This is a genomic window from Frondihabitans sp. PhB188, assembly GCF_003752365.1.
In the GTDB taxonomy this organism is placed as follows: domain Bacteria; phylum Actinomycetota; class Actinomycetes; order Actinomycetales; family Microbacteriaceae; genus Frondihabitans.
Genome location: NZ_RJUO01000001.1, coordinates 908,881 through 927,702 on the forward strand (window position 1 = coordinate 908,881; position 18,822 = coordinate 927,702).

Consider the following 18,822-nt stretch of genomic DNA (forward strand, 5'->3'; position numbering starts at 1 on the left):
CGGGCCCGGTCGTCTGTCAGGCGAGGGCGGCGGCGTGCAGCCGCGCCAGCTCGACATAGCGGGCGGCGTTGTCGCGCAGGCCGGTGACCTCGTCGTCGCTCAGCGGGCGGCGCACCTTGGCCGGCACCCCGGCGACGAGCGACCGCGGCGGCACGACGGTCCCCTCGAGCACGACGGAGCCGGCCGCGACGAGCGACCCCGCGCCGATGACCGAGCGGTTGAGGACGGTGGCGTTCATGCCGATGAGGCAGTCGTCCTCGATGGTGCAGCCGTGGACGACGGCGCCGTGCCCCACGCTGACGCCTGATCCGATGACGGTGGGAGTTCCTGCGTCGCAGTGGACCGACACGTTGTCCTGCAGGTTCGAGCCGGCGCCGACGGTGATGTCGTCGACGTCGGCCCGTACGACGGCGCCGTAGAACACGCTCGCGTTCTCGCCGAGACTCACCCCGCCGACGAGCACGGCACCGGGTGCGATGAAGGCGGACGCAGGAACTCGGGGCGCTCGGCCCCCGAAGGAGATGGCAGTCATCCCCTCACGATGTCACTCAGAAGGCCAGGAGGTTCTCGCGGAAGGTGGCACCGTCGTACGAGTCGCGGATCAGGCCGCGGCGACGGAGGGCCGGCGCGAGCCCGTCGCACACCTCGGTGATGTTCTTGCGGGTGACCGGCAGGGCGACCAGGAAGCCGTCGCCGCCGCACTCCTGCATCATCTCCTCCATCTGCGAGGCGACGCTGTCGGGCGAGCCGATATGGCGGGTCCCGACCGTGGTGCGGAGGGCGAGCGTCTCGCGGAGCGTCTTGCCCTTCGAGGTGCGGGCGAACTCGTCGACCGACGACTGGTGGCCGTTGCTCTTGCCCGTGAGGTCCTCGATGGGCGCATCGAGGTCGTACTTCGAGAAGTCGATGCCCGAGACGTACGACATGCCGGCGAGGGCTCCGTCGAGGTTGGCTGCGGCGGCCGCGTCCATGCGGTCGGCCTTGGCCTGAGCCTCGGCGTCGGTGTCGGCCAGGACCGGCTGGTACAGGAACAGCACCTTCACGTCTCTCGGGTCGCGGCCGTTCGCGATCATGCGCGCCGAGATGTCGTCGCGGTACGCCTTGGCGGCCTCCGTCGTGCGCACCTGGGCGACGATGGTGTCGGCGTGGCGGGCGCCGAACTCCATGCCGGCGGGGCTGCCGCCGGCCTGGCAGATGACCGGGTGGCGCTGCGGCCCCGGCGGCACGTTGAGCGGCCCGCGCGTCTTGTAGAACTCGCCGTCGAAGTCGGCGCGGTGCACCTTGGTGTGGTCGGCGAAGACACCGGCCTGCTCGTCGAACGTGAGCGCGCCCTCCTCCCAGCCGTCCCAGAGTGCCGTGACGGCGTCGACCCACTCGTCGGCCATCTGGTACCGGAGGTCGTGCTCGAAGTGCTCGTCGTAGCCGTAGTTCTGGGCGGCCGCGTGCGGGCTCGACGTCACCAGGTTGATGCCGACCCGCCCCTGCGTCAGGTGGTCGAGCGTCGTCATCAGGCGGGCGGCGAGGAAGGGCGGGTAGAAGCTCGTCGAGGCGGTCGCGACGATGCCGAGCTTCTTGGTGGCGCCGGCGAGGAGCGGCACGAGCGGCATCGGGTCGAAGCGGATGACGCCGGTCTCGAGGGCCTGGCGCGGAGTGCCTTCGAAGACGTCGGGCAGGACGGACGAGTCTTCGAGCATCATGTAGTCGAAGCCGGCGCGCTCGAGGCTGGTCGCCAGGTCGACGAAGAGCTGCGGGTTGCCGACGTCTTTCGGGACGTTGCCCGACCACTGGCCGTTCCAGCCGTAGGCGCCGAAGCCGGTGGTGAGGAACCAGGCCATGTGGAACATCGTGAATCTCCCGTGCGATCGTGGATGGGTCACTCCAGGATGGACAACGGGTGTTTCGGACGGCCCACCCCTCCGGTTTCGCGATGATTGCGCCGCGCAAGCGCAATACGATCCGAGGATGGGGGCCGGTACCTGACGGTGTGCCCGGCGTTCGCCACGGCGGCATGCGCCGCCGCAGGGCGCGCTTCGCGCGCCGGCGTCGTCCGAGCCGCGCGAAACTCCAGCGCGTTAGCCCCTTACGGCGGCGATTGAGGGGCCAACGCTGGAGTCTCGACGACGAGTGCGGGGCGGCGGCGGGCGAACGCGGGGCGACGGGGGGCAGGGGCGGCGGGGGGCGGCGCTAGAGGCCGAGCGCGCGGAGGGTCACGGTCAGCGACCGCGCCGACGACGACGTCGCGTTGGCGTCGTTGTGGGCGGCGGCGTCCTCGTCGGCGAAGTCCGAGATGCCGCGGACGGCGAGGAACGGCACGTCGAACGCGAAGCACGTCTGCGCCAGGGCGAGCGTCTCCATGTCGACGGCGGCCAGCCCCGGGAAGTCGACGGCGACCGTGCCGAGCGTCTCGGCCGTCATGAAGCGGTCGCTCGAGGCGACGAGGCCGGAGTGCACGGCCCAGTCGGCCTCGTGCTGGTCGAGCGCGGCGGCCAGCAGGGCGGGGTCGCCGGCGTAGCGGGCGGGCATGCCGGGGGTCTGGCCGAGGGCGTAGCCGAAGGCGCGGGCGTCGGCGTCGAGGTTCGCGCACTCGGCGCCGACCACGACGTCGCCGACGCGGAGTTCCTGCGACAGGGCACCGGCGGAGCCGGCCGACACCGCCCCCCGCACCGTCGCACCGCGCGCGTGCGCCGAGACGATGGCCGCTGTGGCGGCGGCGGCGGCGTTGACCAGGCCGATGCCGGTCAGCACCAGGGTGAGGGCGCCGCCGCCGGGCACGGTGAGGTCGCGCTGCACCGAGCGGCCGATGGCGACCGGCGCGCCGACCGACGTGGCGTGGGCGAGGTACGGGGCCGCCTCCTCTTCCATGGCGACGAAGACGAGGGCGGTCGTGGCAGTGGTGGCGGTGCTCATTCGGAGGCTTTCTTTCGATTCGAGACGAGCGCCCCGATGGGACGGCCGAGCAGGAGGAGCAGGAGCGCGTAGAGGTTCACGACGGGGAACACGACGGCCACCACGAGCGCGAGCGCGAACAGGGCCGTCGAGATCACGGCGGGCGTCACCCGGAGGCGGCCGATCGTGGCGGGATCGCCGAGGCCGGGCTCGTGGGTGAGCAGCCAGTCGATGACCGCGGCGGATCCGCTGGTGACCACCATCGTGCCGATGTAGAGCGCCGAGTTGGCGCGCTCTCCGCTGGAGCGGCTGATGACGTTCGCTGCGAAGGGCAGGAACACGATCGACGCGAGCCAGACGAGGTTCGCGTTGACGAGTCGGCGGTTGTACGAGACGGCGTACTCGAAGACCGTGTGGTGCACCGACCAGAAGCGGCCGATGACGGCGAACGTGATCGCGAAGCTGACGACGGCGCCGATGTTGTCGGCGAGCAGCCCGCCGAGGTCGCGCCCCGAGGACTCCCCCGCGATGTCGACCAGCGGCAGGATCAGCAGGGTGATGGCGATCGCGACGGTGGCGTCGGAGAAGTTCACGAGCCGGTCGAGGCCGCGGTCTGTCCTGGGGTGCGCCATGCGATCAGGCTAACGGGTGGACACACGGGTGCCCGGCGGTGTAGTCAGGTGCCAGAGGTCGCGACGTCGCGGCCCGCGAGGAGGACACCGTGGTCGAATTCTTCTGGATCTTCATTGGGGCCGTCGTCGTGCTCGGTGGCGGCATGACGGTCGCGTCGTTCATCGCTCTGCACGACCAGAACTAGCCGACTTCGGGCGCAGGAACTCCGCTCTGCCGCGCCTTCGTTGCGCGGCACGACATACTGGGTGCGTGGCCGATCCGATCCCTCGCCGACCCGACGCCTCGCGACAGCGGAATCTGTCGCGCATCCTGCGCCGCATCCACGTCGCGCCTGCGACCCGCAGCGACCTGACGCGGCTCACCGGCCTCAACCGCTCCACCATCGGCACGCTCGTGGCCGACCTGACCGAGCGCGGCCTCGCCATCGAGGACGACGCGAGCTCCGCCGGGCAGATCGGGCGCCCCAGCCCCCTGGTGCGTCCGAGCGACAGACCCGTCGCGATGACCGTCAACCCCGAGATCGACGCCATCACCGTCGGCGTGGTGCAGCTCGGCGGCCGCGTGCTGCGGAAGGACCGCATCGAGGTGTCGCACCGGCCGTCGGTGGCCGAGGCCGTCGCGGTCACCGCCGAGGCCGTCGCGCGGATCAGCGCCGACCTGGCGGGTGACCACGACGTCGTCGGGCTCGGCGCGGCCGTGCCCGGCATCGTGCGGATGCCCGACGGCTTCGTCCGGATCGCACCCCACCTCGGCTGGCGCGACGTGGCGTTCGGCGAGCAGCTGCAGGCCGCCACCGGCCTCCCGGTCCAGGCCGCGAACGACGCGATCCTCGGCGCCCAGGCCGAGTGGATCTTCGGCGCCGGCCGCGGCTCGGACGACCTTCTCTACGTCAACGGCGGCGCCAGCGGCATCGGCGGCGGCATCGTCTCGGGCGGCGCGCCCCTCCGCGGGGCGAGCGGCCACGCCGGCGAGATCGGCCACGTGACGGTGCGGCGCGGCGGCTCGCTCGACAGCGCCGGCCAGCAGGGCACTCTCGAATCGGAGGTGCACCGGGCGGGGCTGCTCAGGGCCCTGGGCCTTCCGACGGCGAGCCCCGACGAGTTCGAGCGGATCCTGCTCGCCTCGAAAGCGGGGGCCGTGACGAGCGAGGTGCACCGCCAGATCGACAGCCTCGTCGTCGCTCTCGCCACCGCGGTCAACCTGCTCAACCCGTCGCGGATCGTGCTGGGCGGGTTCCTGGGGTCGCTTGCAGCGGTCGACCTGCGCAGGATCCGCGACGGCGTCGCCGCCCACTCGCTCGATCCGCTCTGGGACGGCGTCGACATCCGCCGGTCGCAGCTCGGCTCGGACCTCCTGACGATCGGGGCCGCGCAGCTGCCGATCGAGGCGCTGATCGCGGGCCTCTAGAGCTCCCGGCCGTCTGCCCGGATCGGGGCATCTCGAGGCTGCGGCTAGCGGCGGCGAGGGCGGGGGCGCGCGACGGCCGTCGAGCCGGCGACGTGCAGCGTGCACGGCAGCAGCAGGTGCAGGGGCTCGGCCGCCGGGCCGTCGAGCTGGTTCACGAGCGACTCGGCGGCGATGCGGCCCAGCTGCCGGCCGGGCGAGTCCATCGTCGTGAGCGGCGGCTCGTGCAGGGCGCCCGCCGCAGTCGACGACGCGATCGACATGACCGAGACGTCGCCGGGCACGTTCAGCCCCTGCTCGGCGAGGCCGCGCATGAGGCCGAAGGTCGAGTCGTCTTTCATGATGAGCACCGCCGTCACCTCGGGATCGGCCGCGATGAGGTCGTGAGCCGCGGCGTTGCCTCCGGCCGTCGACTCGCCGCAGTGCACGACGATCGCGTGCATCCCGCGGCGCTCGGCCGAGCCGAGGAATGTCGACTCGGTGCGGATGTGCGGGGCGTACCCGGCCATCGGGCTGCCCTCCATGTCTTCGGTCACCAGGCCGACCCGCTCGTGCCCGAGGCTCTGGAGGTAGTCGAGGCTGTCCTCGATCGTCGTCTCGAAGTCGATGTCGACGTACGAGAGGGCCTCGGGATGCCGGGTGCGGCCGATCGCCGTGAACGGGACGCCGCGCTCGAGGAGGAGGTTGATGCGGTGATCCTCCATCTTGATCTCCATGACGATGACGCCGTCGATGAGCCCGCCCGAGATGAGGTCGTCGACGTCTTCGCCGTTCGCCTCGCTCGGCCAGAGCACGAGGTGGTACCCGAGGTCGGAGGCGCGACCCGCTGCGCTGGTGAAGAAGCTGGTCGCCGTCGGGCCCATCCGGTGCTCGACCGACGGGAAGAGCAGAGCCATGATCCGCGTGCGGCGGCTGGCCAGCGCTCGGGCGACGACGTTGTTGCGGAAGCCCAGCTCGGCCATGGCCGAGGTGACGCGGTCGCGGGTCGATGGCGAGACGTTCTTGGTGCCGTTGACGACGAACGAGACCGTGGCGATCGAGACCCCCGCGCGAGTCGCGACATCTTGCATTGTCGCCATCGGGCCTCCTGCCTGAATCGGGTGGATTCACTGTAGCGGGAAACCGACCAGAGGAATTTGTTGCGTTAAGCGCTTTACTAGCTAAGCGCTTTACTGCTACGTTCATGCCACTCGAGAACGCAACGAAGCGCTCCCTGCCTCGTGCACCCCCGAGCGCGGCGATCACCGCCGCACCCCCACCCCACGAGATGCACACACCACGAGAAGAGCTAAGCAATGAAGCCTAGATTCCCCGAACTGCGCCGTGCCACGAGGCTCCGTCGAACTATCATCGGCGCCGTCGCCATGGCGGCCACCGTGCCGCTGGTCCTGACCGGCTGCTCGGCCGGAGGCGGCGGCTCGTCGTCGGCCGACTCGAAGACCCTCACCATCGAGGACTACTACGCGGCGAGCTTCAACCCCATCTACAACCAGTGCGCCAAGACGGTCGGCGCCAAGGTCAAGATCAACCACGTCGCCGGCGCCGGCCTGATCGCGAAGGTGCTGCAGCAGGCGTCGTCGCGCACCCTGCCCGACGTCCTCATGCTCGACAACCCCGACGTGCAGCAGATCGCCGCCTCGGGCGCCCTCTCGCCGCTCGACGACTACGGCCTCAGCGCCGACGGCCTCGTGCCGGCCGTCGAGAAGGCCAACACCTACAAGGGCAAGCTGTACGGCCTTCAGCCGGTCACCAACTCGATCGCGCTCTACTACAACACCAAGCTCCTCAAGGCCGCCGGCGTCACCCCGCCGAAGACCTGGGACGAGCTCCGTGCGGCAGCGAAGAAGCTGACCACGGGCAAGACCTACGGCTTCGCGATGAGCAACATCAACACGTACGAGGGCACCTGGCAGTTCCTGCCCTTCTTCTGGTCGAACGGCGGCGACGAGAAGAACATCGACACCACCGCGGCCACCGAGGCCCTGCAGTTCGACCTCGCCCTCCAGAGCGACGGCTCGATGTCGAAGAGCTCGATCAACTGGGCCCAGGCCGACGTGAACAACCAGTTCATCGCCGGCAAGGCCGCCATGATGATCAACGGCCCGTGGCAGCTGCCCGCCCTCAACGCCGCGAAGGGCCTCTCCTTCGACAGCGTGCCGATCCCGACGAAGGACGGCGCCGCCACGGTGGCCCCGCTCGGCGGCGAGGCGTTCACCGTCCCCGTGACGAAGGACTCCGCGAAGATGAAGCTCGCCGGCAAGTTCGTCGGCTGCCTCAACGAGGCCAAGATGCAGGCGACCATCGCCGGCATCACCGGCAACGTCCCGACGAACATCGACGCGGCCGACGCCTGGGCGAAGGACCACCCGCAGGTCGCCTCGTTCGTCACCACGGTGAAGACCGCTCGCGCCCGCACCGGCGAGCTCGGCGAGGACTGGCCCAAGGCCGCCACGAAGATCTACACCGCCGTCCAGCTGGCCCTGACCGGAAAGGCGACCCCCGCAGACGCGCTCAAGCAGGCGCAGACGCAGAACCAGTAGGTCGTCGGGGAGCCAGCCCGGCCGGGCCGGCTCCCCTTCCTTTACAGAGCACAGGGAAGGCAGATATGAGCGTGTCAACGCAAGTGAGATTGGGCCGCGACGTCGTCACGACGCCGCCGGTCCGCCCGGGACGACGGCGAGCGCAGATGCTCAGCGGAGCGACGCGGTGGCTGTTCGTCACGCCGGCCGCGATCTTCGTGGCCGTGTTCTTCGGGTACCCCGTCGTCAAGAACGTCATCATGTCGTTCCAGGACTACACGACGAAGACCTTCTTCACGGGCGAGGCCCCGTGGGTGGGCTTCGCGAACTACGTCAGCATCTTCACCAGCTCGGTCTTCACGACCAGCCTCATCAACACCGGCCTGTTCACCATCGGGTCGATCGTGATGCAGTTCGTGATCGGCCTGGGCCTGGCGCTGTTCTTCAAGCGCAACTTCCCGCTGTCGGCCTTCCTCCGCGGACTCCTCCTGCTCCCGTGGCTGCTGCCTCTGATCGCGTCCAGCGCGGTGTGGAAGTGGCTGCTCGACCAGGACAGCGGGGCGCTCAACCAGTTCCTCGGCATCTTCGGAGTTCCTGCCGTCCCCTGGCTCGTCAGCCCGAACCTCGCTCTGATCGCCGTCATCGGCGTGAACATCTGGCTCGGCATCCCGTTCAACACGACCATCCTCTACAGCGGCCTGCAGGCCGTCCCGACCGAGCTCTACGAGGCGGCGTCGCTCGACGGCGCAACCGGGTGGAAGGCCTTCTGGCACATCACCTGGCCCAGCATCCGCTCGGTCGTGAGCGTCGTGATAATCCTCGGGGTGGTCTACACGCTGAAGGTGGTCGATCTGATCCTCGGCCTCACCGGCGGCGGTCCCGCGAACTCGACGCAGACCCTTGCGACGAACGCGTACCACCAGTCGTTCATCAACTTCCAGTTCGGAATCGGAGCCGCCGTGAGCAACGTCCTCATCGTCGTGTCGTTCGTGTTCGCCATGATCTACCTGGCCATCTCGCGGAAGGCGGTCGACGAATGACCGTCAGCATCCCCCGTGCGCAGGCGCGAGTCCGTGCCGCGACGACGACGAACCCCCGCAAGCCGAAGAGCAAGGCCCGCTCGATCCCGCTGACCATCGTCGGGATCATCATCCTGGCGATTATGGTCTTCCCGGTCTACTGGATGGTCAACACGAGCCTGCAGGCGACTGCGGGGGCGGCCACGGCCACCTGGTTCCCGTTCTCGCCGACGTTCGCCGGCTATCAGGCCGCGTTCTCGCAGCAGGGCCAGAACTTCCTGTCGAGCATGATCATCGCGCTCAGCACGGTCGTCGTCACGCTGGCGATCGCGACCCCGGCGGCCTACGGCCTGGCGCGGTTCAAGATGCGGGGCACCCGACCGCTTCTGCTGATCCTCCTGATCACGCAGATGGTGCCGACGATCGTCGTGGCGAACGCGCTCTACACGCTGTTCAACGACGTCGGGCTGCTCAACTCGTACGTCGGCCTGATCCTCGCCGACAGCGCGGTGCAGGTGCCGTTCGCGATCCTGCTGATGCGGGCGTTCATGGAATCGCTGCCGCCGAGCCTGGTCGAGGCGGCGCTGGTCGACGGCGCGGGCGACTTCCGCGCATTCGTGTCGATCGTCATCCCGATCAGCCGCAACGCCATCGTGACGGCGGCCCTGTTCACCTTCCTCGGGGCCTGGGGCGACTTCCTGATCGCGCTGACGCTGACGTCGACCGACGCGGTGAGGCCGATCACCCTCGGCATCTACAACTACATCGGGTCGAACGTGACCGACTGGGGTCCCGTCATGGCCACCTCGGTGCTCGCGTCGCTGCCTGCCGCGGTGCTCCTCCTCTTCGCGCAGAAGTACATCGCGGCCGGCGCGCTCGGCGGGGCCGTGAAGTGACCACGGCCTCGGAAGGGGTGCCCGTCGATCGCGGCACCCCGCTCCGGGTCGTCCTCGTGGGCGCGGGCCTCATGGGCCGCAACTGGCTCGAGGCGCTCCGGCACTCGGCCGATGCCCGTGTCGTCGGGATCGTCGACCTCGACCTCGACCTCGCGCGATCGGCGGCTGGCGAGTACGGCGTCGACGTCGTCGGGACGAGCGTCGCCGACGTCGCCGCCGCGGCGAGCGCCGAGGCCGTGATCAACGTCACGGTGCCCCGGGCCCACCTGCCGGTCACCACCGAGGCTCTCGATGCCGGGCTCCCGGTGCTCTGCGAGAAGCCGATCGCTCCCACGGTGGCGGAGGCGCTGCTCACGGCAGCCGCCGCCGAGGCGTCGGGCCGGCTGGTCATGACGAGCCAGAACCGCCGCTATTACAACTCGCTCGCCGCCTTCCGGGGCGCGATCGACGAGATCGGCGAGACGGCCCTGCTCACCACCGAGTACGCCAAGGAGGCCCATTTTCCGGGCTTCCGGGAGACGATGGCGCACCCGCTCCTCGTCGACATGGCGATCCACGCCTTCGACGTCGCGCGCTACCTGCTCCGGTCGAACCCGGTGTCGGTGTGGTGCGAGACGTACAACCCGGCGTGGAGCTGGTTCGACGGCGACTCGGTCGCGACCGCGACCTTCGAGTTCGAGGGCGGTACCCGCTACCGCTACACGGGCTCGTGGACGACCCGCGGCATGGACACCTCCTGGAACGGCGTCTGGCGGGCCGGCGGCTCGCACGGCACGGCGACCTGGGACGGCGAGCGCGGCGTCGACATCGAGCGCGCCGACCCCTCGGCATCCGTGCCCGGCACCGGAGCGAGCGTCGTCACGAGCTCGGGTCTCTTGGAGCCGATCCGCGACGACGCACCCGAGGAGGTCGCCGGGGCGCTGGCCGACTTCGTCGACGCCGTCCGCACGGGGCGCACGCCCGAGAGCGAGGTCCACGCGAATGTCCTGAGCCTCGCCATGGTCGAGGCCGCCGTGAGGTCGGCCGACACGGGGGTCCGCGTGCGCATCGCGGACGTGCTCGACGACGCCTACGCGACCGCCCTCGACCTCCCCGCTCCCCCCGCCGTCCACGACGCGCTCCTCGCCTGGGGCTCCGCGTCGGTCGGCCTCCACCTCTTTCACCCCGTCGACGCCTGACCCGCAGCTCCGCCGACCAGCCGAACACCGACAAGCCACACACCGACAAGCCAGTACAGAAGGGCTCACCATGTCAACACCTCTCCGCGTCACCGTCTGGGGCGAGAACGTCCACGAGAAGGTCGAGCGCCACGTCGCCGAGCGCTATCCCGACGGCATGCACGGCGCGATCGCCGCCGGCATCCAGGAGAACCTCCCCGACGCCGTGATCACCGTCGTCACCATGGACATGCCCGAGCACGGCCTCACCGACGAGCTCCTCGCCGACACCGACGTGCTCACCTGGTGGGGCCACGCCGCACACGGCGACGTCGACGACCTCATCGTCGACCGCGTCCACCGCCACGTCCTGAGCGGCATGGGCCTGCTCGTGCTGCACTCCGGCCACTGGTCGAAGATCTTCGGCAAGCTCATGGGCACGACCTGCACCCTCCGCTGGCGCAGCGAGCACGACCAGGAGCTCGTCTGGACCGTCAACCCGCAGCACCCGATCACCCGCGGCGTGCCGAACCCGATCGTCATCCCCGAGCAGGAGATGTACGGCGAGTACTTCGACGTGCCCACCCCCGACGAGCTCGTCTTCATCTCGGGGTTCACCGGCGGCGAGGTCTTCCGCTCGGGCATGACCTACCGTCGCGGGCTCGGCAAGATCTTCTTCTTCTCGCCCGGCGACCAGGACTTCCCCGTCTACCACCACAAAGACGTTCGACGCGTGATCGCGAACGGCGTCGAGTGGGCGCGCCCCGAGCGCGAGCGCGCCATTCCGACGCTCAACCGCTACGACCTCGGCGAGTACTTCGACGGCCAGCACTACGCCGGTCCGTTCGACCACCCGCTGGAGGCCCCGGCCGAATCGGTCGGCGCATGACCGGGTTCCGCGCCGAGGCGCCGTCGGATCGTCCGCTCCGGGTGATCCAGGTCGGCGCGGGCGGCATGGGCCAGGCCTGGCTCGGCACCGTCGCGGCCGATCCCGACGTCGAGCTCGTCGGGATCGTCGACCTCAACCTCGACGCGGCGAAGGCCTCCGCGCAGGCGCTGGGTTCAGGTGCACCCGGGGCGCAGGAACTGGCCGTCGGCACCGACCTCGCGGCACTCGTCGAGCAGACCCGCCCGGATGCCATCCTCGACATCACGGTCCCCGTGGCCCACCACCCGGTGACGACCCAGGCGCTCTTCCTCGGCCTTCCAGTGCTCGGCGAGAAGCCGGTGGCGCCGACGATCGCGCAGTCGCTGTCGCTGGCGGCCGCGGCGGAGGTCTCGGGCGAGCTGTTCATGGTGTCGCAGTCGCGGCGCCGCAACGACCAGCTCGTCGACCTGAGGCAGCACGCCGCCCTGCTCGGCGACGTCGGCATCGTCACGACCGAGTTCTACAAGGCGCCGCACTTCGGCGGGTTCCGCGAGGAGATGGACGACGTCCTCCTTCTCGACATGGCCATCCACCCGTTCGACTCGGTGCGCTACCTCCTCGGAACCGAGCCGGTCTCGGTCTACTGCGAGTCGTACAACCCGTCGTGGTCGTGGTACTCCGGCGACGCGGCGGCGACCGCGCTGTTCGAGTTCGAGGGCGGCGTCCGCTACGAGTACGACGGCTCGTGGTGCAGCCCCGGGTTCGAGACGTCGTGGAACGGATCGTGGCGGGTCAGCGGCGAGCACGGCTCGGCGCTGTGGAACGGCGACGACTCCCCCACGAGCGAGGTCGACGGCGGGCTGGGAGTTCCTGCGCCCGCTGCCTCGCTCGGCGACGGGATCGCCGGCTCGCTGACGGCTTTCACCCGCGCGCTCCGGACGGGCGAGGCCCCCGACGGCGAGGTGCACGGAAACATCATGAGCCTGGCGATGGTGGAGGCCGCGATCGCATCCAAGAACCAGCGCCGCCGCATCCTGATCGACGAGGTGCTCGAGGGCGCGCTGACCGAGGCGATCGCCGCCGAGACGCGCGACGACGTGCGCGAGCGCCTGACGTCGTGGGGCTCGGTCCGCTCCGCTCTCGCCGCCGTCGGCTCCCGCGTCGCCTGACCGACAAGGCGGGTCTCCGTCGGCTTCGGCCCCGTGACGAGAGACCCGCCCGCAGCGGCGGCCCCCGCCGATACCGGCGCGGGGCAGGCACGATACGGTCGGAGCATGACGACCGCGCCCGAGAAGAACGCCGTCGACCGCCTCTTCGACCGCGTGTTCGCATTCTTCCCGATCCGCGTGATGCTGCTGTTCGGCGGCAAGAACGGGTTCGTGCTCGCCGCCGGCCTGGCCTACCAGGCGCTGTTCGCCCTGTTCGCGGCGCTGTGGTCGGGCTTCGCGGTCGCCGGAATCGTGCTGTCGCAGAGCCCGTCGCTGCAGGACTCCCTGTTCGATATCATCGACGCGTCGGTCCCGGGCCTCATCTCGTCGCCCGGCGGAGGCGGCAAGGGCGCGATCGACCCGACCTCGCTGCTGCACGCCAGCGTGTTCAGCCTCACCGGCGCGATCGCCGTCGTCGTGCTGGTGTTCACGGCCATCGGGTTCCTCGGCTCGGCGCGCGGATCGGTGCGCACGATCTTCGACGTGCCGCAGCCGACGGAGCCCTTCCTGCTGCTCAAGGCGAAAGACCTCCTGATCGGGCTGCTGTTCGGCGTGGCGGTGCTGGCCTCGAGCGTGCTGTCGCTGGTGAGCACCTCGTCGGTGCGGTTCCTGCTCGGGATGCTCGACATCTCGCAGTCGAACCCGGCCGCCACCCTGCTGCTGCGGCTGGTCGGCCTCGCCGTGGTCTTCGTCTTCGACACGGCCGTGCTGATGGGGCTCTTCATCGTGCTCGCCGGCCTGCACATCCCCCGGCGGCGCCTCCTCCAGGGCGCTCTGCTCGGCGCGCTGGCGCTCGGCGTGCTGAAAACGGTCGCAGGATCGCTGCTCGGGCGCGGCACGACCAATCCGCTCCTCGCGTCGTTCGCCGTCATCGTCGGTCTGCTCATCTTCCTGAACCTGGTCTGCCAGGTGCTGCTGATCGTGGCGTCGTGGATAGCGCTGATGATGGCGAGAGACGGAGTGCTGGCCGACCCCGTCGCCGAGAAGGCGCGCGTCGAGCGGCTGCAGGAGGAGCTGCGCCTCGAGCGGGAGCGCGAGGCCGCCGCGCGTCGCCGCGAGATCGAGCTCCGGGCGCTGCGGGCGAAGCCCCTGTGGATCCGGGCCGCCTCGGCCGTCCGAGACAGGTTCCGGCGCGGCGCTCCTTGACCTGACGCCAGCGCGCACCTAGTTTGGTGTTTGGCACAACAATCCCCGTGCCGTCTACCTCTCAGAACGGTGACCCCCCATGGCAACGAAGCCCACGCGCGACGACAAGTTCTCCTTCGGTCTCTGGACCATCGGCTACAACGGGTCCGACCCGTTCGGCGGCCCCACGCGCCCGCCGCTCGACGTCGTGGAGGCCGTCGAGAAGCTCGACGAGCTCGGCGCCTACGGCCTCACCTTCCACGACGACGACCTCTTCGCGTTCGGCTCGACCGACGCCGAGCGCCAGACCCAGATCGACCGTCTCAAGGGCGCTCTCTCGGCCACGGGCGTTAAGGTCCCGATGATCACGACGAACCTGTTCTCGGCCCCCGTCTTCAAGGACGGCGGCTTCACGTCGAACGACCGCCAGGTGCGCCGCTTCGCCCTCCGCAAGGTGATGCGCAACGTCGACCTCGCCGCCGAGCTCGGCGCCGAGACCTTCGTCATGTGGGGCGGCCGCGAGGGCGCCGAGTACGACGCCGCCAAAGACGTGCAGGCTGCTCTCGAGCGCTACCGCGAGGCCGTCAACATGCTCGCCCAGTACACCGAGGACAAGGGCTACGGCATCAAGTTCGCCATCGAGCCCAAGCCGAACGAACCTCGCGGCGACATCCTGCTGCCGACCCTCGGCCACGCGATCGCCTTCATCGACACCCTCGAGAAGCCCGAGCTCTTCGGCGTCAACCCCGAGGTCGGCCACGAGCAGATGGCGGGCCTGAACTTCACCGCCGGCATCGCCCAGGCGCTCTACTGCGGCAAGCTCTTCCACATCGACCTCAACGGCCAGCGCGGCATCAAGTACGACCAGGACCTCGTCTTCGGCCACGGCGACCTGCAGAACGCGTTCTCGCTCGTCGACCTGCTCGAGAACGGCGGCCCCGGCGGCGTCCCGGCCTACACCGGCCCCCGCCACTTCGACTACAAGCCGAGCCGCACCGAAGACATCTCGGGCGTCTGGGACTCGGCCGCAGCCAACATGCGCATGTACCTGCTGCTCAAGGAGCGCGCCGCGGCGTTCCGCGCCGACCCCGAGGTGCAGGCGGCCCTCGCCGCATCGAAGGTCGACGAGCTGCGCACGCCGACCCTGAACGACGGCGAGACCTACGACCAGATCCTGGCCGACACCTCCGCCTACGAGGACTTCGACGCCGACTCCTACTTCGGCGCCAAGGGCTTCGGCTTCGTGCGCCTGCAGCAGCTGGCGCTCGAGCACCTCATGGGCGCGCGCTAGACCATGGCAGAACTCGTAGCCGGCGTCGACTCCTCGACGCAGAGCTGCAAGGTCGTCATCGTCGACGCCGCCACCGGGGCAATCGTCCGCGAGGGTCGCGCCTCCCACCCCGACGGCACCTCGGTGAACCCGTCGGAGTGGTGGCGCGCCCTCGGCGAGGCGATCACCGCGGCGGGCGGGCTCGACGACGTGTCGGCCCTGTCGGTCGGCGGCCAGCAGCACGGTCTCGTGGCGCTGGACTCGGAGGGGCGCGTCGTCCGCGACGCCCTCCTCTGGAACGACACCCGCAGCGCCCAGGCCGCCCGCGACCTGACCGACGAGCTCGGTGCCGCCGCCTACGCGGCGCGCACCGGGCTCGTCCCCGTCGCCTCGTTCACCGCGACGAAGCTGCGCTGGCTCCGTGACGCGGAGCCCGAGAACGCCGCCCGCGTCGCGGCGGTGGCGCTCCCCCACGACTGGCTGTCGTGGCGGCTCCGCGGCTACGGCCCGGCCGACGACTCGCCGCTGGGCCCCGACCTCGACGCTCTGGCGACGGATCGCTCCGACGCCAGCGGCACCGCCTACTACGACCCGGCCCGCGACGCCTACGACGACGAGCTGTTCGCGCGTGCGTTCGGGCGCCCGCTGCGCGTGGCCGGGGCGGAGGGCGACGCCGACGGCGTCGTCGTCCCGCGCGTGGTCGCGCACGACGAGGTGATGGGCGCCGTCGACGGCGCGGTGGAGCTGCCGGCGGGGGCGCGCGTTCCTGCGGGCCTGAGAATCGGGGCGGGTGCGGGCGACAACGCCGCGGCCGCGCTCGGCCTCGGGGCCGGGGCGGGCGACGTCGTGATCTCGCTCGGCACCAGCGGCACGGTCTTCGGCGTGGCGCCCAGCGTCACGTCCGACGAGTCGGGAACAGTCGCCGGATTCGCCGACGCCACCGACCAGCGGCTGCCGATCGTCACCACGCTCAACGCCGCCCGCGTGCTCGATGCGACGAGCGCGCTGCTCGGTCTCGACTACGAGGCGTTCGGCGAGGCTGCCCTGACCGTGGGCGCAGGAACGGGCGGGCTCGTCTTCGTGCCCTACCTCGCGGGCGAGCGCACCCCCAACCTGCCCGACGCCACCGGGACGCTGACAGGGCTGACCTCCGCCACGATGACCCCCGCGCACCTCGCGCGCGCCGCCATCGAGGGCATGCTCTGCTCGCTCGCGGCCGGCGTGGACGCGGTCGTCGCGTCGGGCGTGACGGTGGAGCGCCTGCTGCTCATCGGCGGGGCGGCGCAGAATGCCGCCGTGCAGGCCATCGCCGCGCAGGTGTTCGGGCGCGACGTAACCGTGCCGACGCCCGGCGAGTACGTCGCGCTCGGGGCGGCGGCGCAGGCCGCGCGGCTCGTGACCGGCTCGGCTGCGGCGTGGGCCGGCGGCGACGCCGTCGTCGTGCCGGGCGACGCGCAGCCGGTGATCCGCGAGCAGTATGACGCGGCGGCGGGGGCGTACCTGGTCTAGCGCCGCCGGTGACGGCTCAGAACCTCCGAACCGACTCAGACCCTCCGAACCGACTCAGACCCTCCGAATGGGCGCAGACCCTCTGAATCGGCGCAGACCCTCTGAATCGGCGCAGTCCCTCCGAATCGGCCCCCGTACCTGTCCGTGGACACGTATGCAGGCCGATTCGGAGGGTTTCGTCGTTCCAGTCACTGGACCGACAAAGCAAGATCCGTATCGGGCGGCCGCCCCGCCAGATCGGCTCGCTCCCGCCGTGGCATCGTCGGGGACGTGCCGATTCGGCGGGCCCGGCCGACCGACCCGACGGGGGCCTGCCGATCCGGCGGGCGGAGCCGGCGACAGCGACGGCTACGGCTACGGCTACGGCTACGGCTACGGCTACGGCTACGGCTACGGCTACGGCAGGCCTACAGCGACGTCATCCCGCCGTCGACCGTGAAGATCGCGCCGGTCGCGTACGACGACTCGTCGCTGGCGAGGTAGACCATGATGCCGGTGACGTCGGCGGGGGTTCCGGGTCGGCCGAGCGGGACGCGCGAGGTGATGGCGGCGCGCGACTCGGCATCGCCCGAGATGGCCGAGACGAGCGGGGTCTCGGTGTAGCCGGGGACGACCGTGTTCACGCGGATGCCGTCTCGCGAGTACGCCATGGCGGTGGCACGCACCATCGAGTGGATGCCGCCCTTGGTCGACGAGTAGGCCGCGAACTCGGAGCCCTCGCCGTTCAGGCCGGTCGGGCTGCCGGTCGCGATGATGGAGCCGCCGCCGTTGGCGAGCATGGAGCGGACCGCGTGCTTGACGGTCAGGAACGTGCCGGTGAGGTTGATGCCGACGGTGCGGTTCCACGTCTCGAGGGAGACGTCCGCGATCTTGGCGTCGTGGCCGAAGAGCTGCACGCCCGCGTTGGCGACGACGACGTTCGGAACGACGCCGTCGGCGTCGAGAGCGGCGAAGGCCGCCTCGACCGAGGCCTCGTCCGAGATGTCCATCGTCACGGCGACGCCGCGACCGCCGGACGCGCCGTCGGCCGACGCCGACGCGGCGGCGTCGGAGGTTGCCGCGGCAGCGGCCTCGAGAGCCGCCGCGCCGTCGCGGTCCGCGTAGACGACGGTCGCGCCTTCCCGCACGAACGCGTCAGCGATCGCCCGGCCGATGCCGGAGGCGGCACCCGTGACGAGGGCGGTCTTGGTGGTCAGGCGGAGCGTCATCGATCGGCTTTCCTGTCTTCGGTGGAGGTCGCGGGGTGCGCCAGGGCGTGCAACTGCAGCTTGGCCACGAGGTCGTCGATCAGCAGGCGGAGGTCGAGGTGCGTGTAGACGCGGATCGTGCCGGCCCCCTCGAGCGGCGGCCGGTACTGCCCGTCGTCGCCGAGCTGCGGGCGCGGCACGAGCACGTAGTCGCTCGACGACGGGTCGGCCTCGAACGACGACTGAAGAGCGGTGAGCAAGACCAGCGGGCTGTCGCCGAGCACGTACGTCTCGCCGATGTTGAGGCCGAACTCCAGCACCCGCGAGGCCACGGCGTCGAGCGACGACGCGAGGTACTCCCCCAGCGGGCCCAGCGGGCGCACGCGCGCGTCGATCTCGGCGAACGACATCAGCACCCGGCGGTACGCGTCGCGGGGCACCTGCCAGATGGCGAGGTCGGGTGTCGCGAAGACGGTCCGGGCACCCTGCACGTCGATGTTGAGGTTGTACTCGACGGCCGAGGCGCCGGGAGGCGGGGTGCCGATGCCCGGGTGCTCGTTGCCGCCGATCCAGACCAGCGTGATCCTCGCCGCGATCGACGGCTCGAGCAGCAGCGCGCTGGCGAGGTCGGTCATTCCGGCGCCGGCCGCGAAGTAGAGGGGCAGGTCGGTGTCGTCGCGGAGGGCCTCGGCGATGATCGCGCGGGCGGCGGCCGAGTCGCGCGGCTCGGTCGGCGAGACCAGCGCCAGCTCGGCGCCCTGGACCACGGGGATGTCGGCGCGGCCGACGCGCTCGAGCAGGTCGGTCGCGACCGTCACCGCGTTGGCGGCCTGGTGATCGCTCGAGTCGAAGCCGTCGTTCGGCGCCAGGTGCGAGCCGATGACGAAGGGGATCTCGACGGAGGGCGAGAGCACGTGGTGAGCGAGCTGCCAGAGGTCGTCGAGGTCGCCCGAGAAGTCGTTGTCGACGATGACGCGGGCGCGGGGCCGGACGTGTTCGAGCATGTCTCTCCTTCGAAACGGGACCGAGGGCGCATAACCCCCATCCCCGGGATGCGGTGGCCCGCGCTCACTCTAGAAGCGGTCAACCGGTTGTGCAATACGTCGCACGAAAGACGCTGGCGGGCCAGCGCGCCGACCCG

18 protein-coding genes are annotated in these 18,822 nt (G+C 70.6%); 11 read left to right on the top strand and 7 right to left on the bottom strand.

Annotated features, from left to right (window positions below):
* Positions 1-16: 16 nt before the first annotated feature.
* The 4 genes from EDF46_RS04255 to EDF46_RS04270 form a co-directional block, all read right to left on the bottom strand.
* Complete coding sequence (locus tag EDF46_RS04255; protein WP_123504991.1) at positions 17-532, bottom strand: gamma carbonic anhydrase family protein; 516 nt, start codon at positions 530-532, stop codon at positions 17-19.
* A gap of 16 nt (positions 533-548) precedes the next feature.
* Entirely contained in the window at positions 549-1,835 is a 1,287-nt protein-coding gene (locus EDF46_RS04260; protein ID WP_199738188.1) for an NtaA/DmoA family FMN-dependent monooxygenase, read from the bottom strand.
* Between the two features lie 349 nt (positions 1,836-2,184).
* The gene (mtnN, locus tag EDF46_RS04265) at positions 2,185-2,907 is read right to left on the bottom strand and encodes a 5'-methylthioadenosine/S-adenosylhomocysteine nucleosidase (protein WP_123504993.1); all 723 of its coding nucleotides are present in this window, start codon (positions 2,905-2,907) and stop codon (positions 2,185-2,187) included.
* Positions 2,904-3,518, bottom strand: coding sequence for a TMEM175 family protein (locus EDF46_RS04270; protein WP_123504994.1), 615 nt, complete (start codon positions 3,516-3,518; stop codon positions 2,904-2,906). The genes mtnN and EDF46_RS04270 overlap by 4 nt, the downstream gene beginning before the upstream one ends.
* A 250-nt stretch (positions 3,519-3,768) precedes the next feature.
* Between EDF46_RS04270 and EDF46_RS04275 the strand changes: the two genes are divergently transcribed.
* Entirely contained in the window at positions 3,769-4,926 is a 1,158-nt protein-coding gene (locus tag EDF46_RS04275; RefSeq protein WP_123504995.1) for an ROK family protein, read from the top strand.
* A gap of 44 nt (positions 4,927-4,970) precedes the next feature.
* Here EDF46_RS04275 and EDF46_RS04280 read toward each other — a convergent pair whose 3' ends face one another.
* Positions 4,971-6,002: a LacI family DNA-binding transcriptional regulator gene (locus tag EDF46_RS04280; protein ID WP_233579815.1), complete on the bottom strand. Its 1,032-nt coding sequence runs from the start codon at positions 6,000-6,002 to the stop codon at positions 4,971-4,973.
* A 216-nt stretch (positions 6,003-6,218) separates the two neighbouring features.
* Here EDF46_RS04280 and EDF46_RS04285 point away from each other — a divergent pair, with 216 nt between their 5' ends.
* The 10 genes from EDF46_RS04285 to EDF46_RS04330 all read left to right on the top strand — a co-directional run bounded on the left by EDF46_RS04285 (position 6,219) and on the right by EDF46_RS04330 (position 16,933).
* Positions 6,219-7,463 (top strand): extracellular solute-binding protein, encoded by a 1,245-nt coding sequence (locus tag EDF46_RS04285; RefSeq protein WP_233579817.1) that lies wholly within the window; start codon positions 6,219-6,221, stop codon positions 7,461-7,463.
* Positions 7,464-7,528: 65 nt separating this feature from the next.
* Positions 7,529-8,482 (top strand): carbohydrate ABC transporter permease, encoded by a 954-nt coding sequence (locus tag EDF46_RS04290; RefSeq protein ID WP_123504998.1) that lies wholly within the window; start codon positions 7,529-7,531, stop codon positions 8,480-8,482.
* Positions 8,479-9,357 (top strand): carbohydrate ABC transporter permease, encoded by an 879-nt coding sequence (locus EDF46_RS04295; RefSeq protein ID WP_123504999.1) that lies wholly within the window; start codon positions 8,479-8,481, stop codon positions 9,355-9,357. The genes EDF46_RS04290 and EDF46_RS04295 overlap by 4 nt, the downstream gene beginning before the upstream one ends.
* Positions 9,354-10,535, top strand: a complete 1,182-nt coding sequence (locus tag EDF46_RS04300) for a Gfo/Idh/MocA family protein (protein ID WP_148061133.1) — start codon at positions 9,354-9,356, stop codon at positions 10,533-10,535. The genes EDF46_RS04295 and EDF46_RS04300 overlap by 4 nt, the downstream gene beginning before the upstream one ends.
* A gap of 70 nt (positions 10,536-10,605) precedes the next feature.
* Positions 10,606-11,403 carry a ThuA domain-containing protein gene (locus EDF46_RS04305; protein WP_123505001.1) on the top strand — a complete coding sequence of 266 codons (798 nt, stop codon included), beginning with the start codon at positions 10,606-10,608 and terminating at the stop codon, positions 11,401-11,403.
* On the top strand, positions 11,400-12,551 hold the full coding sequence (locus tag EDF46_RS04310) for a Gfo/Idh/MocA family protein (protein ID WP_123505002.1): 1,152 nt from the start codon (positions 11,400-11,402) through the stop codon (positions 12,549-12,551). The genes EDF46_RS04305 and EDF46_RS04310 overlap by 4 nt, the downstream gene beginning before the upstream one ends.
* A 105-nt stretch (positions 12,552-12,656) precedes the next feature.
* Positions 12,657-13,736: a YihY/virulence factor BrkB family protein gene (locus tag EDF46_RS04315; protein ID WP_123505003.1), complete on the top strand. Its 1,080-nt coding sequence runs from the start codon at positions 12,657-12,659 to the stop codon at positions 13,734-13,736.
* A gap of 79 nt (positions 13,737-13,815) precedes the next feature.
* Positions 13,816-15,006: a xylose isomerase gene (gene xylA, locus EDF46_RS04320; RefSeq protein WP_123505004.1), complete on the top strand. Its 1,191-nt coding sequence runs from the start codon at positions 13,816-13,818 to the stop codon at positions 15,004-15,006.
* Between the two features lie 3 nt (positions 15,007-15,009).
* Positions 15,010-16,494 carry a xylulokinase gene (gene xylB / locus EDF46_RS04325; RefSeq protein WP_123505005.1) on the top strand — a complete coding sequence of 495 codons (1,485 nt, stop codon included), beginning with the start codon at positions 15,010-15,012 and terminating at the stop codon, positions 16,492-16,494.
* 253 nt (positions 16,495-16,747) lie between these two features.
* Positions 16,748-16,933, top strand: a complete 186-nt coding sequence (locus tag EDF46_RS04330; protein WP_123505006.1) for a hypothetical protein — start codon at positions 16,748-16,750, stop codon at positions 16,931-16,933.
* Here EDF46_RS04330 and EDF46_RS04335 read toward each other — a convergent pair.
* The gene (locus EDF46_RS04335; protein ID WP_123505007.1) at positions 16,902-17,702 is read right to left on the bottom strand and encodes an SDR family NAD(P)-dependent oxidoreductase; all 801 of its coding nucleotides are present in this window, start codon (positions 17,700-17,702) and stop codon (positions 16,902-16,904) included. The genes EDF46_RS04330 and EDF46_RS04335 overlap by 32 nt on opposite strands.
* On the bottom strand, positions 17,699-18,685 hold the full coding sequence (locus EDF46_RS04340; RefSeq protein ID WP_123505008.1) for a nucleoside hydrolase: 987 nt from the start codon (positions 18,683-18,685) through the stop codon (positions 17,699-17,701). Before EDF46_RS04340 ends, EDF46_RS04335 begins: the two co-directional genes overlap by 4 nt.
* Positions 18,686-18,822: the final 137 nt, after the last annotated feature.